The organism is Coleofasciculus sp. FACHB-542 (assembly GCF_014695825.1).
In the GTDB taxonomy this organism is placed as follows: domain Bacteria; phylum Cyanobacteriota; class Cyanobacteriia; order Cyanobacteriales; family FACHB-T130; genus FACHB-T130.
On the sequence record NZ_JACJPB010000015.1, the window covers coordinates 1 to 14037 of the forward strand.

Here is a 14037-nt window from a genome sequence, read left to right on the forward strand (position 1 = left end):
TGAGACAGGTTTTTTCGTTCACTTTCCCCCAATAATCCGCTTATATAGTTCCTAAACTCCCGTTTTTGGGCTTGATGCGTCAATATATCATCAAAGCGTTTGCACCATCTATTGAAACAAGGGGGCATGGCGGCGGGAGTTGTCTCTTTCATTTATCACACCATAACGTGAAATGGTTGCCATGTCTGTATTATACCTTTTTAGAGTCTTGTTTTTCGTTTAAGCACCGTTAATGTAATTCTCTGCCTTCTGTTGCTTCGAGGTTGGATAAGTGCGTTGAACTGCCTCGCGTGCGATGAGTCCACCCATTGAATGGGCAATGATATTCACCTTGGGCTTAAAGCCTTCCTTTTGGACTGTGAGTTCCCGAATAAAGTCGATCAAGCGAACGAGAGCTTCACCATACACGTTAAATTTTCGCTCGTCCAAGTCGTAGTACCGAAATACCCAGAGAGTTTGCCAGGGTTGCTCCACCGTTTCCAGCAGATGTAGCGCCATGCCGGGGTCGATAATGATCTTATTGCCAGAAAAATAGCCCAACTCCTTCAAGCGCATAAATTTTTCCACGATATCCTTATCTGTGGAGCGCTTCAGTTTCTCCGGTAGCAGCGGTTCGTAGGCATAAGTTTTACCGTAGTACCCGACGACGTTAGTGGTGTCTTGGTACTTCCAGTTCGACTTCATAAACCGCAGAATTAGCCCCTCGTAGATGTAGTTTTCACCTTGTTTTTGAGGGTAAACGGTACCAACATTAAATCTCTGGTAGGTGTCTTTTTTCTCGTCGGCAACGTCGAGTCCACCAAAACCTCGAATTAAAATGATTGGTTGGGGACTTCTTGTGGGTTCAGACATTGTGACCTCTGTACTTTGGGTATGAAGCACTATTGTCTACCTATTGGAGGAACCAGACTCCAGAGTTGTTTGCAGATGTTAATAAGCGCGATCGCATCTCTTTCTACTGCGATCGCGTTTGCATGAAGTGCTGTTCGTTGCTTCGCAGCAGCTTCGGCTTGAGCTGTTGTCACTTCTGCTTGAGCGGCTTCAGCTGGCTCTTCAGGAGGCGATCGCATCGATAAACCAGTCGATGTTATTTTCTACGCATCGCTCGCAAACATGAGAGAGCGATCGCGCATTGCGCCCATTTACCTGGAAAAAGCTCCCTATAAGCTCCATTCAGCCAAACCTGATTTTATTGTTGTCATATCTATTCCGGCTTTTTATGCCAGTTCCCATCATCTCCCTTTTCGTAATCGCGCTTTACTGCACTCCAAGCAACCTTGAAGGCAGTTTCTTCCTCTGTATACTCTTCGTTAGCATTGTTAAAGGCAGCGAGAAAAATTTCTTGGGCGTGCTTGGGTAGGTGATTTTTTACCGAATCTGGTAATTCGTCAGTTTGTTTATAAGGCATAAATTTAATCACCTGATTCATGTAATACTAACTTGCAATTTTAAAATTTTAAAATTCTATCTCTAAAGACCTATTTTCTAATTTAATTAACTAGAGATAGCAAATAAAATAACTTGAGTCTCTCTAGAACCTGAATCGATAATCTCATTATGAACCTCTACCTTGGCATTGATTTTGGCACCTCTGGCGCACGAGCCGTCGCAATTCACGCGGATGGGACGATCCAAGCTGAGGTGGAATATCTCTTTGAGGGAGCAGCATTGGCTGCAAGCTGGGAGAAAGCTTTGTTTTCCTTGATTGAGCAAATCCCTTTGGAAGTACGCGGGGAAATTAAAGCGATCGCGATTGATGGAACTTCTTCCACAGTGCTGCTGTGCGATGACGCTGGTAAACCTGTTACTGAACCTATCCTCTATAACGATGCGCGAGGGGTGGAAGTCATGGCGCAGTTGCAGGAAATTGCGCCCCCAAACCACACGGTATTAAGCGCTACCTCCAGCCTCGCCAAACTTTTATGGTTGCTTCAAAATTCAGAGCAGGTACAAGGGTCTACTCCTATAATTCAAAATTATTACTTCCTTCATCAGGCAGATTGGCTGGCATTTTTATTACATGGAAAACTGGGCATAAGTGACTATCAAAATTGTTTAAAATTAGGCTACGATGTCGAAAATTTATGTTATCCAGAATGGTTAGTAAATCTCAAGTTACCCGTTCATCTTCCTGAAGTTATTGCCCCAGGGACACCTGTTGCTGAACTAAAACCTGAAATTACTACTAAGTTTGGATTACCCAAAGATTGCGTAGTGTGTGCTGGCACTACGGATAGTATTGCGGCTTTTATCGCTAGCGGTGCCAAGTCTCCCGGTGAAGCAAGTACCTCCCTCGGTTCAACGCTAGTGCTGAAGCTGTTAAGTCGCACTCGCGTAGATGATGCAAAATACGGGATTTACAGTCATCGCCTAGGAGATTTGTGGTTAGTTGGTGGTGCTTCTAATACGGGTGGTGCAGTGCTGCGAAAATTTTTCACCGATGCTGAGTTAGAAAGCCTCAGCAGTCAAATTGATGCAGAAAAAGAAAGTTTACTGGATTATTATCCGTTGTTAAAAGAAGGCGATCGCTTCCCCATTAACGACCCCCATCTACCGCCACGACTGGAACCCCGTCCCGATAATCCAGTAGAATTTCTACATGGTTTGCTCGAAAGTATTGCCCGTATTGAAGCACGAGGATATCAACTTTTACAACAACTCGGTAGCACTCCTCTAACTGGCATTTATACGGCTGGAGGTGGTGCGAAAAATCCCGCTTGGGCAAAAATTCGTGGTCGTTATCTACAAGTCCCAATTGTTCCGCCAATGCACACAGCCGCTGCATATGGTTCGGCGTTATTGGCTATGCGCGGACTCGATATCAAGTGAGAATGTTTCCTTTATTATGTAGAGACGTGATATATTGCGTCTCTACATTTTTTTTACAAATTTGTACATCAATACACTATCGATATACTTACCTATTGCTAATTTCATATTTTTAGGACATCTTCCTTCTTCTTCAAAGCCAAATTTTTTGTAAAGAGCGATCGCGCTGCGATTTGTAGAGAATACTGCTAGAGTCACTTTTTCTATCAGCGGCTCATTAGCTGCCCAATCAAGCAGTTCTTGCAGCAAAAACGAGCCGATGCCTTTTCCTCTCCATTCTCTGCCAACAAAAATGGAGAGTATCCCACTATGAGAGGTGCGTCTTCGGTTTCCGTTCTCAAACTCAACAAATCCGACAACTGTGTTGTTAATCTCAGCTACCAAGTAAAGCTGCCCTGGTTGCTGAGAATGCTGTTCAATTGTTTCTTTTTCCTCCGATTTGGTTAAGTTAAATTCCTCAGCCTCAGTCACCATATACTTGCCTTCCTGAGCGACTGAAAATTGAAGATCGACGAGAGCTTTTGCATCCTCAATCAAGGCACTCCGGACTGTAACAACATCTCCAGTTTTCGACTGGTATTCCTTTGGGGCGATTTTACTCACGACTCAATCAATTGTTTTGAGTTTTGAATGAATCAGCTCTCCTGACTGTTTATTCCGCTCGTTGCAGTTGAGCAATCTTAGGATCGATGATTTTTATACCGATGCCAGGAAATCTCACAGCGAGAGTAATTTTGCTTCCTTGCCCGAAAATGTTCGTAATTTGACCGACACCAAACGCTTTGTGGAGGACGCGATCGCTCACGCTCCAATTCTGCCCTAGACTGCTGGCACCATTGGATGTTTGTCTCGGAGATGTTGACGCCATACCAGCGCGACTATTAGCAGTTGCCTTGGGTAAATTACTACTCAGCAAATCTGCGGGTAACTCCTTGAGAAACTGAGAATGAATGGCTGGTTCGCGGGAACCCCAGAGGCGACGTTCGCGGGCATGGGTGAGATAGAGTCGTTCTTGAGCGCGGGTGATGCCCACATAACAGAGGCGGCGTTCTTCTTCCAGCTGCGCCGGATCGTTGAGAGTCCGAGTATGAGGAAGCAATCCTTGCTCCATTCCTACTAAAAAGACGACTGGAAATTCTAGTCCTTTGGCAGAGTGCAACGTCATCAGCGACAAGCGCGATCGCTCTTCTTTCACATCATCCAAATCAGAAGATAGGGAAGCACTTGCGAGAAAACCCTCTAAGCTTGAATCTTCGTTTTCTTCCTCAAATTGCAGAACAGCGTTTTTGAGTTCGAGGACGTTTTCCAATCGGTTTTGCGATTCGTCGGTGCCTTGACTTTTCAAATCCTGAATATAACCAGAATCTTGCATCACTCCCTGCACGATTTCCGAAGCTGGCAGAGTGTCCAATTGTAGCTGCCAGTGGCAAATCATCTGCACAAAACTGTTAATAGACTTCGCCGCCCGTCCAGCTAAAGTCTTCACAGAGGTTTCGTCTTTGAGGATTTCCCACATCGATACGCCTAATTCTTGGGCGACATCCGAGATCGCATCCAAGGTCGCTTTGCCAATACCGCGCCGTGGAGTATTAATGATTCGCGACAAACTCAGCGCATCCGCTGGATTCACAATGAGCCGCAGATACGCGATCGCATCTTTAATTTCTTTGCGGTCGTAAAATTTTAAACCCCCAACAATGTTGTAGGGAACACCCGCACGCACCAAGCACTCTTCAAAAGCACGAGATTGAGCATTCGTGCGGTAGAGAATCGCAAAACTCCCCCAGTCTAACTCTGGATCTTTATGTTTCAGGTTGCGAATTTGATGCACGACGAACTCAGCTTCTGTAATCTCGTTGTCGGCTTTGTGACAAAAAATTTGTTCGCCTGCCCCGCGTGTCGCTTTGAGAATTTTATCAATCCGCTGAGTGTTATTTTCAATGAGTTTATTTGCCGCTTGGAGAATATTTTCCCTAGAGCGATAATTTTCCTCCAGCTTCACCATCGTCCGCGTATCGTCATCCGGCAAACCATCCCCAAAATTTTCTTGAAATTCTAGCAAGATAGTGAAATCTGCCATGCGGAAAGAGTAGATGGATTGATCTGCATCACCAACTACAAAAACTGAGCGATTTTTCCAATCCCACTCATTCTTCCTAGTTTCTCCATTCGTCGTCAGCAGGCGAATCAGATCGTACTGAATCCGGTTGGTATCTTGATATTCATCCACCAAAATGTGACCAAATTTTCGATGCCAGTAACCTAAGACTTGCTCGTTTTGTTGAAATAGCTTTACCGGAATCGCAATCAGATCGTCGAAGTCAAGCGCGTTATTTTCTGCCAGCCTATCTTGGTATTTGCTGTAAACTTCCGAGATTACCCGTCCGCGATAATTTGACTGTTCTGCCTCAAATTCTTTGGGGGGAAATCCCTGATTTTTGGCGTTGCTGATGGCATAACGAACCGAACGCGGCTCAAACTTTTTCTCATCCAGGTTCATTTGTTTAGTGACAATCTCTTTCACCAAACTTTGAGCGTCGGACTCGTCAAAAATTGAAAAATTGCGGCTCCACTTACGTCCTCTTTCGTCTTGATATTTCTCGATATCGTATCGAAGGATACGAGAGAACAGACTGTGAAAAGTACCAATCCACAAGTCTTTGATGTAAATTTTATAAACGCGCGATCGCAATCTTGTTTGTTCATCCGCTGGTAACGCTGTCAGCGGCTTCCCATATTCTTTTTCAGCGAGCTGTTCGGCAAACAGCTTTTCCATCCGCTGCTTCATCTCCCGCGCGGCTTTGTTGGTAAAAGTCACCGCCAGGATATTTTCCGGATCGACCCGGTGCTTCAAAATGAGATTGGCAATTCGATAAGTCAGCGCCCTCGTTTTGCCGGAACCAGCACCGGCAACAACCAGCAAAGGCCCGCAGAAATGCTCGACAGCGCGACGCTGGGAGGGGTTGAGGTGGCTAAGGAAGTCAGTAGTGGTGGTCATGGTTCAACTGGAGGGATGCGACGCAAGAGCGTATTTTAGCAAGGCTATCCCATACTACCTAACCTGGTTGACCACCATTGCCGTCCCTCCCTTAAGAGAGTGCGATCGCCCAGCATTAACTTTATCATCCCGAATGTGCCACTACGGGTAAGATTCATGCAGACATTTCGCCTGCATCAAGTCCCCACTCGTGCTTCAGAAAGGACTTGTACATATTTTCTTTGACAATCATTTGCTCGTACAGCATAATCAAAAATTCCTGTGCTTGTTCGCGGGACATATTTTGCACTTGGTCTGAGAAGCTTCTAATACTGAATTTTTGCTCTAAAGATAATTCAATTGGCTGATTCATAGCGAGTTCCTTTACTCGTCATAAGATGAAATTTGAACCGATTTTTGATTCTCCCTTGTTGTTTGTTATTGACCAGGGAAATGACTGGTTTTTAAATGTTGTGTAGCATCAACAAGAAAACTTGGTATTAGACGCACAGTAACTTAACCGACACTCAACGCCATTTTTGTAACCTGCATACAAGGGAAATCTGAGACAGAGACTTCGTGAAACTCAATTCACGCTCTTGTAAACTTGTCAAGTCCAAACACCGGATTTATGCAATTTTTTAAATAAGTTAACATTATCTAGCAACGGTCACAGCAATAACTATTTGCAACGCCTCTGCTGCCGTATCCAGCAAGGCTACAAAGTGACAATTCCTTGTTCAAGTGAAGTCTAATATTGATACTATGGCACGCATTTCTCCAGGACAAACGCTGCTAGAACGCCATCGGCAGCAATTTCCAGCTCTCGCGAATAAAGCCTATTTCAACTATGGCGGTCAAGGCCCAATGCCTCAAGCAGCATTGGATGCGATTTTCCAATCCTATGAATACGTGCAGCGTGTGGGGCCGTTTTCTAATGAGGTAGGGAGTTGGGTAGTACGGGAGGCAACGGAAACGAGAGGTGCGATCGCGTCTTCCCTGGGTGTTCCCACCGAAACCATTACCCTGACTGAAGATGTCACCGTCGGCTGCAATATCGCCCTCTGGGGCATGGACTGGCAAGCCGGAGAACATTTACTAATTTCTGACTGCGAACATCCAGGCATTGTGGCAACTGTGCAGGAACTCCAACGGCGCTTTGGAATTGAAGTATCCTGCTGTCCGCTCATGGGAACTTTGAATGAAGGCGATCCCGTAGCAGCGATCGCAGAATATCTGCGCCCCAAGACCAGAATGGTAGTGCTGAGTCATATCCTCTGGAACACGGGTCAAGTCTTGCCGCTGGCTGAAATTGCTGCCGCCTGCCGCAACCATTCCACCGAAAATCATCCCATCAGAATTTTGGTGGATGCAGCTCAATCCGTGGGGTCAATGCCGCTAAATTTGACAGAATTGGGGATTGATTTTTATGCTTTCACGGGTCACAAGTGGTGGTGCGGGCCAGAAGGCGTCGGTGGTCTGTACGTGCGACCGGAAGCTTTAGAAAGCCTGAATCCCACGTTTATCGGCTGGCGCAGCATTCTTTACAATTCATCCGGTCAACCGATTGGCTGGCAACCGGATGGGCGAAGATATGAAGTCGCGACTTCTGCCTATCCCCTCTATGCTGGGCTTAGGGCAGCGATCGCTCTTCATCAGCAATGGGGAACCCCAGAATCTCGCTTCCAAAAAATCCTGGAGTTGAGCCAATACCTCTGGCAACGTTTAGCCGAACTTCCTCACATCAAATGTCTGCGAAATGCACCGCCGGAATCCGGTCTTGTCTCCTTCCAGCTTTCAGGAGAGGGCAATCACCAGCAATTAGTACAATCTTTAGAAAATCAAAACTTGCTGGTTCGGACAATCCGCAATCCCGACTGTGTACGCGCCTGCGTTCACTATTTCACCCTGCCATCTGACATTGACCAACTTGTTGAAGCCATTCAACAATTGAGTCAGTAGTTATCGATCGTTAGACCTTAGGAATTAGCAACTAGACTCATGACTAATAACTACTGATTACGAACGAATGACTGCTAAACATCCAATTTTATACATCGCTATCACCAATCATGGCTTTGGTCATGCAGTCCGGGCGGCATCCGTCGCGGCGGCAGTTCAGCAAATGTATCCGGAAATTTTGCTGATTCTGGTAACAACAGCACCCCGCTGGTTACTAGAATCTTATATTCCAGGAGATTTTATCCATCGCCCCCGCGCTTTTGATATCGGCGTTGTGCAAGCTGATAGTTTCGCAATGGATAAAACCGCGACTTTGGAAAAAGTGCAACAAATTCGCGCTCAAGAAAAATCTATCATTGCCAGTGAAGTAAACTTTATCCGTCAAAACCGAGTGGGTTTGATTTTGGCAGATATTCCACCGTTAGCAGCGTCAATCGGCAAAGCCGCTGGGATTCCTTGTTGGATGCTGAGTAATTTTGGCTGGGACTTTATCTATCGGGCGTGGGGAGGAGAGTTTATTGCAATTGCGGATTGGATAAGCGAATGTTATGAAAAATGCGATCGCTTGTTTCGCTTGCCCTTCCACGAATCGATGAGCGCTTTCCCACAGATCGTCGATGTCGGTTTAACCGGCGGCACTCCCCGCCACAGCCCAGACACACTACGATCTAAATGGGGAATTACCACACCGACCGAGCAAACCATCTTGCTCACCTTCGGCGGCTTAGGGTTACAAGAAATTCCCTACGACAATTTGCTAAAGTTTTCCGATTGGCAATTTATCACCTTTGATCGGAATGCACCCGATTTACCCAATCTCATAAAAATTACAGATCAATCTTACCGCCCAGTCGATTTTATGCCAGTATGCGGGCGCGTCGTTTCCAAACCTGGATACAGCACTTTTGCCGAAGCTTTGCGATTGGGAGTACCGATTGTGACGCTAACACGAGAAGACTTTGCCGAAGCGCCTCTGCTGCTTGAAGGTATCCAAAATCATACCTATCATCAAATTCTAAAACCTGCTGAGTTCTTCCAAAGCAACTGGGAGTTTTTGCATCAACCAATGCTTCCACCCCATCAGTCTCAGATGGTGGCGACAGATGGAACCGAAGCGATCGCCCGTGCTGTCGTCAGCTATTTCCAAAACCGTTAATTTTTTCGAGCCGCAATGACTCATTACCAACAGATCCTGACCGTTCAAACTCCTGGCAAATCTTTATACAAAATTACGCCCAAAGTTCAAGCGATCGTTACAGATTCGCGTATACAGACTGGACTTTGCACCCTGTTTTTGCGTCATACCTCAGCCAGTCTGCTGATTCAAGAAAATGCCGATCCAGATGTTCTCAAAGATTTAGAGAACTTTTTAACAAAACTCGTGCCGGAAAGCGATCGCTACTTCCACAATGCAGAAGGCCCTGATGATATGCCAGCTCACATTCGCACTGCTGTGACTCATACTTCTGAACAAATCCCCATCGCTGGCGGTAAATTGCTATTGGGAACTTGGCAGGGAATCTATATTTGGGAACATCGGCAGCGCGGTCATTATCGAGAAATTGTTGTTCACATCGCGGGTGACTAAGCTAGATGAGCGTTCCAAAACGCTAGTGACTTCAATCCGTAACTGCGACACAACTTTGTAACTAGCGATTGATTGCTTCTGGGTGGCGCTCAGCGCTGCTGGTTTCTACTTCTATTGGGTCTTGCTCGACAGGAAGTAATTTGAGCAGCTGTAAACCCAAAAGAATCAAATAAAGAGGATTAAGTAACCAATAGCGCTTCCACAAGCGTTTGGGTTCCTGTAAAAAGCGGAAAAGCCATTCTAAACCTAAGCTTTGCATCCAGAACGGAGCTTCAGGAATGTTGCCAGAATGAAAATCAAAAGCAGCACCCACCGCAACGAGCGGACAATCTAGCTGATGGCGATGATTAAAAGCCCATGCTTCTTGGCGCGGACAACCCAAAGAAACAAAGACAATTCCCGCGCCAGATTCCCGAATTTGTTTAGTGTATGCCGCATCTTCTTGCGGCGTTAAAGGGCGAAACGGAGGAGAAACTGCTCCGGCAATTATCAATCTGGGAAATTTTTCTTGTAGATTCTTCTGTAAAGTTTCCAGAACTGCTTCCGTAGAGCCATATAGAAAAATACTTATTTCTTTAGCAGCAGCTTGTTCGCAAATATTTAACATTAGCTCTGGACCCCGCACCCGCTCCGGGAGTATCTCTTCATCACGATTACGAAGAAGATTGAGCGCCCAACGCACCGGCTGACCATCAGGGGCAACTAGAGTAAATTGATTGAGTTGATAACCATGACCGTCTGGGTCAAGATAACCGGAGGTAATGCTATGGACATTCACTGCTGCAACGGTACAAGATTGGCGTGATTGGGCACTTTGAATAATCAAATCCGTACAGTCTTTATATTTAGTACGACTGACTCCAATTCCCAATATATTTGTCTTAATTGGAGTTGTTTTTAAAGTTCGGGTGTTCATCTTTACCTTGAACTCACATATATTTTGTAGAGCGATCATAATTTACCTTTGCAGTATAACTTTGCAAGTACTTTTACGAAATTTATTTTTAATGATTTTTAAGTATTGCTCTTTGAAAATAGGGCAAAAACTGAATCAACTAGCTGTAGCTTAAGATTTCTATGTCTATTTTTTTATTCCTCAGTGAAATAGGTAATTTATTACCAACTTTTATTTTTTATTTCATCAGCAAAATTGCTGAATTCAAATTGGTAGACGGGAAATGATTTTATCAACTTGGCTAGGTTCTTTCACTGTCTTTCACTTCTCCTTAGAGTTTTCAATGAATGATTATTTTCTCGTCGTTAAAGGAAAATAAATGGCTCTGATTCTAAGAAAAGTTAGGAAGCGAGCGAGCCGCGAAGCGTCTAGGGGCATTTTTGCCGAAAGCAAAGCAACCACAGACCTTACAGCCTTTATGCAGACAAGTTTATGCGAGAGTGCAGTGGCAATATATGCGTGTAATCACTGAAACCTGGAAGGGACACTCACAAATATTCAGTGATGTTCCTCACGCAATATAGACAGGAAATTAGGGAGGATGATAACAGAAGAGTTCTCACAAGCCTTTTGTCTGTCAAGTCGGCATCCGAGATTAACCGAGCAAAGAACAAAAAATAGCGATCGCGCGTCAATGATTAAGTAAGTTTAACGGTCAAAGTTTCTAGAAACGCTCAAATCTCACAGCCAGCATCCGGTAAAAGCAGAGTCGCAGTTGTAGATAAAGGACAGACAGTTAAATTTAGCTTTTTGAAGACTTGAAAACGTAACACAGGAGAAGCATCATGAATGTATCCCAGTATACAGTAAAAAATATTTCCCTGACAAGCTGGTTCTGGATGCCTCAAGAAGAGGTTTCCCAAAAGGTAGCCCCGATTCAACAACCCACAAAAGCACGGACGCGGTTGAACTTCCTGCAACCTCTGCGCGAGTGGATTGACAATATACAAGTGCGCGATCGCGAACTCGCTCATCGCCTGTGCAAGTCAATCCCCTCCCAGTGCCCCTTTGAGCGCGATATCAAAGTATTTGGTCGCACCCTGTTTCACATTCCTCCAATGTGCAAGCTGAATCCGCTTTACGAAGAAGTCGTAAGCCTACGTTTCCGGGCACTTTGCTATCTAGCAGATGAATGTGGAGAAGATGTCACCGCATACTGCTAAGATTCCTTCTCAGGCGTCTTAAATTAAAGACGTGAAGATTCTGTGCATTATTGATAAGACATCATGGCTATCATTGCCCTGAGAGGCTGGTATCTCCAAGAGTATGAGCCGATTAAAGAATTAGAGAAACGTCCCCACGATCTGCGATTGAGCAAAAATAGCTTGCTGAAGTCTGGATTACGGGCAGATTTTTTAGAAGACAGCCAGGATGTTAAGCGCTCAGCTTGGTTTGGTCGTTATCTAGAAGGGGAATCGGTAGAGTTTTACATCGAAGGCAGCGGTGGCTACATAATCTCCAACATTGACCTGACAAGCCACGAGATTTATTTCACTAAACAGACGGTGATGGCGAATCTGGAACCGATTATCTTCCTCTGCCATCAGACTGAATATGCGGCGTCGAGTGAAGCCCTGCGAGAGGGACTGGCTAACGCCCTAGAAGCATTAAACACGCGATCGCGTCTTCCTTTGACGCTAGAAGTATCCAACCGCCCCACAGGTGCCTCAAATCGCCTCAACACCACGCAGATGCGAAAAATTCGGAAGAGTCTGCTATTTGTTGCTGATGGGACACCTATCACTAGCATTTCCAGGGAAGAAACGCCCCTACTCATTCCTAGTCCGAATGTTTGTGTAGAAATTGGCTACGCCTTTCAAAGTAAGCGTTCTGAACAAATTCTGCTAGCTCAAATGGAGCGTTCGGAGATGTCGGGACAGTTTCCCTTTGACCTTCCCAACCATCAACAACTGTTGTTTAACAGTGCGTCGGAACTGCATCAGACTTTACCGCCCCTGCTAGAAACCCTGCTGCATCGGTTTAATCTGTTTTCCTAGTCATTCGTCACTGGTCATTACAGTATATAAATTTCAACCTGTGAAAACAGGTTCTAGCCGTGAAGCCTGAATTTTAATTCAAGGCTCTGAAGCCAGTGCTATTCGTCATTCGTTGGTTGCTACAGACTAATAACGAATGACCTTTTGAGAAAATTCTGTAGAAATAGCCTGTTATTTTCGACCATTCTCAGCTCATAATAATCAGGACGGATTGAAAATCAATCGACTGTATGCCGAGAACTCCCACCGAATACGCTGTACACCTGATGATAGAAGGTGGTCACAAAGCAGAAGTGCGTTTTGCAACCATTCAAGAGTTTCAGAAGTGGTACAGCGGCGAGCTGATGCCCAAAGCCGCCTCCACGGACTTTATCAGTGTGCCGATCAAAAATATCCAGGGCGAGTACATGGTTATACGTCCCGTCAGCATTAGGGCAATCCGAGTGGAACCTGTCTTCGCCGGAAGTGTCGATAGAAGTGACTACGAATAGCTATCACTTTCCCTTTTGGTGTAAGTAATGAGAAAGACATTGGCTTTACTGTCCCTGAGTTTTGGTGTAACTCTGGGAAATGTCACTTTGCCTGCCCTCGCTAAAGATCCCCTGTCCGTTCCGCTGATACCAGTCAACTCAAACCTTTTAAATCTCGTCTGTTGCCGGTCAGATGCACTGGGACTTGATGAGCAAATCTGGGGGCAAAACGGTCAAGCCGGAGACCGAAAAGCTTTAATCGCCTCGATTGATAACAGTCTGCGATATTTACAGACAAACAGTGCCGCTCAAGCCTACCAGCAGTATCCGGTGCCGGGAATCACCCGCGATCGCGTCCGCCGATCTTTGGTTCGCTTTCGGCAGCTAGTTCTCAACTCTGGTTCGGCTGCCGAACTGCAAGCCGCAATCAAGCGTGAGTTTGTCTTGTACCAGTCTGTAGGCAAGGACAACAAGGGGAACGTTCAGTACACCGCCTACTACGAACCAACCTATACAGCCAGCCGCAAGCAGACGGCAGAGCATCGCTATCCTCTCTATGGGATGCCGTCAAACTTCAACTCTTGGCCCAAACCCCACCCCACACGGGTTCAGCTAGAAGGGGAGGATGGCTTGCTGGGAGCGAACAGTCCGCTAAAAGGGCTAGAACTCGCTTGGATGAGCGATCGCCTGGAAGCATTCTTGGTACAAATCCAAGGTTCTGCTCAGCTCCAGATGACTGATGGAAGCGTGATGACGGTCGGTTATGCGGGTGGAACCGATTACCCCTACACCAGTGTTGGGAAAGAACTCGCTAAAGATGGCAAACTGCCCCTATCCGGTCTGACGTTACCTGTGCTGATCAAATACTTCCAGCAAAATCCTTTAGAGCTGAGTAACTATATCCCGCGCAATCAGCGCTTTGTTTTCTTCAACGAAACCAATGGTGCCCCAGCGATGGGAAGCGTTGGGGTGCCGGTCACAGCTGAGCGTTCGATTGCAACCGATAAATCTTTGATGCCTCCGGGTGCCTTAGCTTTAATTCATACAAGAGTTCCCTACTTTAATCGTGCCGGTAAGATCGAACAGCGTCTGGTGAGTCGCTACGTACTCGACCAGGATAAAGGAAGTGCAATTCTGGGTCCCGGTCGCGTAGATTATTTTATCGGAACGGGTAAACGGGCGGGCGATCGCGCGGGTGTTACCGGCGGCAACGGGCAACTGTATTACCTGCTGCTAAAACAGTAAATTTTTTAGCGTCC

The 14037-nt window shown here is 45.8% G+C and carries 15 protein-coding genes and 1 pseudogene; 8 read left to right on the plus strand and 8 right to left on the minus strand.

Features of this window, described 5'->3' with window-relative positions:
- The 4 genes and pseudogenes from H6F52_RS03335 to H6F52_RS03350 form a co-directional block, all read right to left on the minus strand.
- Positions 1-152: pseudogene (locus H6F52_RS03335) on the minus strand (IS701 family transposase); the annotation flags it as partial.
- A gap of 67 nt (positions 153-219) precedes the next feature.
- On the minus strand, positions 220-852 hold the full coding sequence (locus H6F52_RS03340; protein ID WP_190531898.1) for an alpha/beta hydrolase: 633 nt from the start codon (positions 850-852) through the stop codon (positions 220-222).
- Between the two features lie 29 nt (positions 853-881).
- Positions 882-1070, minus strand: coding sequence for a hypothetical protein (locus tag H6F52_RS03345; protein WP_190531900.1), 189 nt, complete (start codon positions 1068-1070; stop codon positions 882-884).
- A gap of 134 nt (positions 1071-1204) precedes the next feature.
- Positions 1205-1408 (minus strand): ChaB family protein, encoded by a 204-nt coding sequence (locus H6F52_RS03350; RefSeq protein ID WP_190531902.1) that lies wholly within the window; start codon positions 1406-1408, stop codon positions 1205-1207.
- A 149-nt stretch (positions 1409-1557) separates the two neighbouring features.
- Between H6F52_RS03350 and H6F52_RS03355 the strand changes: the two genes are divergently transcribed.
- Positions 1558-2829, plus strand: coding sequence for an FGGY-family carbohydrate kinase (locus tag H6F52_RS03355; protein ID WP_190531904.1), 1272 nt, complete (start codon positions 1558-1560; stop codon positions 2827-2829).
- Between the two features lie 42 nt (positions 2830-2871).
- Here H6F52_RS03355 and H6F52_RS03360 read toward each other — a convergent pair whose 3' ends face one another.
- From H6F52_RS03360 to H6F52_RS03370, 3 genes are all read right to left on the minus strand, one after another.
- Positions 2872-3432 carry a GNAT family N-acetyltransferase gene (locus H6F52_RS03360; protein ID WP_199300363.1) on the minus strand — a complete coding sequence of 187 codons (561 nt, stop codon included), beginning with the start codon at positions 3430-3432 and terminating at the stop codon, positions 2872-2874.
- A gap of 49 nt (positions 3433-3481) precedes the next feature.
- Positions 3482-5827 carry a DNA helicase PcrA gene (gene pcrA / locus H6F52_RS03365; RefSeq protein ID WP_190531906.1) on the minus strand — a complete coding sequence of 782 codons (2346 nt, stop codon included), beginning with the start codon at positions 5825-5827 and terminating at the stop codon, positions 3482-3484.
- Between the two features lie 154 nt (positions 5828-5981).
- Complete coding sequence (locus H6F52_RS03370; RefSeq protein WP_190531908.1) at positions 5982-6179, minus strand: NblA/ycf18 family protein; 198 nt, start codon at positions 6177-6179, stop codon at positions 5982-5984.
- Positions 6180-6571: 392 nt separating this feature from the next.
- Between H6F52_RS03370 and H6F52_RS03375 the strand changes: the two genes are divergently transcribed.
- The 3 genes from H6F52_RS03375 to H6F52_RS03385 all read left to right on the plus strand — a co-directional run bounded on the left by H6F52_RS03375 (position 6572) and on the right by H6F52_RS03385 (position 9356).
- Positions 6572-7768 (plus strand): aminotransferase class V-fold PLP-dependent enzyme, encoded by a 1197-nt coding sequence (locus H6F52_RS03375; protein ID WP_190531910.1) that lies wholly within the window; start codon positions 6572-6574, stop codon positions 7766-7768.
- 67 nt (positions 7769-7835) lie between these two features.
- On the plus strand, positions 7836-8924 hold the full coding sequence (locus H6F52_RS03380; protein ID WP_190531912.1) for a glycosyl transferase: 1089 nt from the start codon (positions 7836-7838) through the stop codon (positions 8922-8924).
- Between the two features lie 15 nt (positions 8925-8939).
- Positions 8940-9356 (plus strand): secondary thiamine-phosphate synthase enzyme YjbQ, encoded by a 417-nt coding sequence (locus tag H6F52_RS03385; protein WP_190531914.1) that lies wholly within the window; start codon positions 8940-8942, stop codon positions 9354-9356.
- Positions 9357-9417: 61 nt separating this feature from the next.
- Here the strand turns inward: H6F52_RS03385 and H6F52_RS03390 are convergent, their stop codons facing one another.
- A complete protein-coding gene (locus H6F52_RS03390) occupies positions 9418-10272 on the minus strand; it encodes a WecB/TagA/CpsF family glycosyltransferase (protein WP_190531916.1) in 855 nt (284 codons plus the stop codon).
- 824 nt (positions 10273-11096) lie between these two features.
- On the opposite strand from H6F52_RS03390, the gene H6F52_RS03395 reads away from it, so the two are divergent.
- From H6F52_RS03395 to H6F52_RS03410, 4 genes are all read left to right on the plus strand, one after another.
- Positions 11097-11474 carry a Mo-dependent nitrogenase C-terminal domain-containing protein gene (locus tag H6F52_RS03395; RefSeq protein ID WP_190415239.1) on the plus strand — a complete coding sequence of 126 codons (378 nt, stop codon included), beginning with the start codon at positions 11097-11099 and terminating at the stop codon, positions 11472-11474.
- A gap of 63 nt (positions 11475-11537) precedes the next feature.
- The gene (locus H6F52_RS03400) at positions 11538-12308 is read left to right on the plus strand and encodes a hypothetical protein (RefSeq protein WP_190415237.1); all 771 of its coding nucleotides are present in this window, start codon (positions 11538-11540) and stop codon (positions 12306-12308) included.
- A gap of 230 nt (positions 12309-12538) precedes the next feature.
- On the plus strand, positions 12539-12799 hold the full coding sequence (locus H6F52_RS03405; protein ID WP_190415235.1) for a hypothetical protein: 261 nt from the start codon (positions 12539-12541) through the stop codon (positions 12797-12799).
- Between the two features lie 27 nt (positions 12800-12826).
- Positions 12827-14023 (plus strand): murein transglycosylase A, encoded by a 1197-nt coding sequence (locus H6F52_RS03410; RefSeq protein WP_190531918.1) that lies wholly within the window; start codon positions 12827-12829, stop codon positions 14021-14023.
- Positions 14024-14037 lie beyond the last annotated feature (14 nt).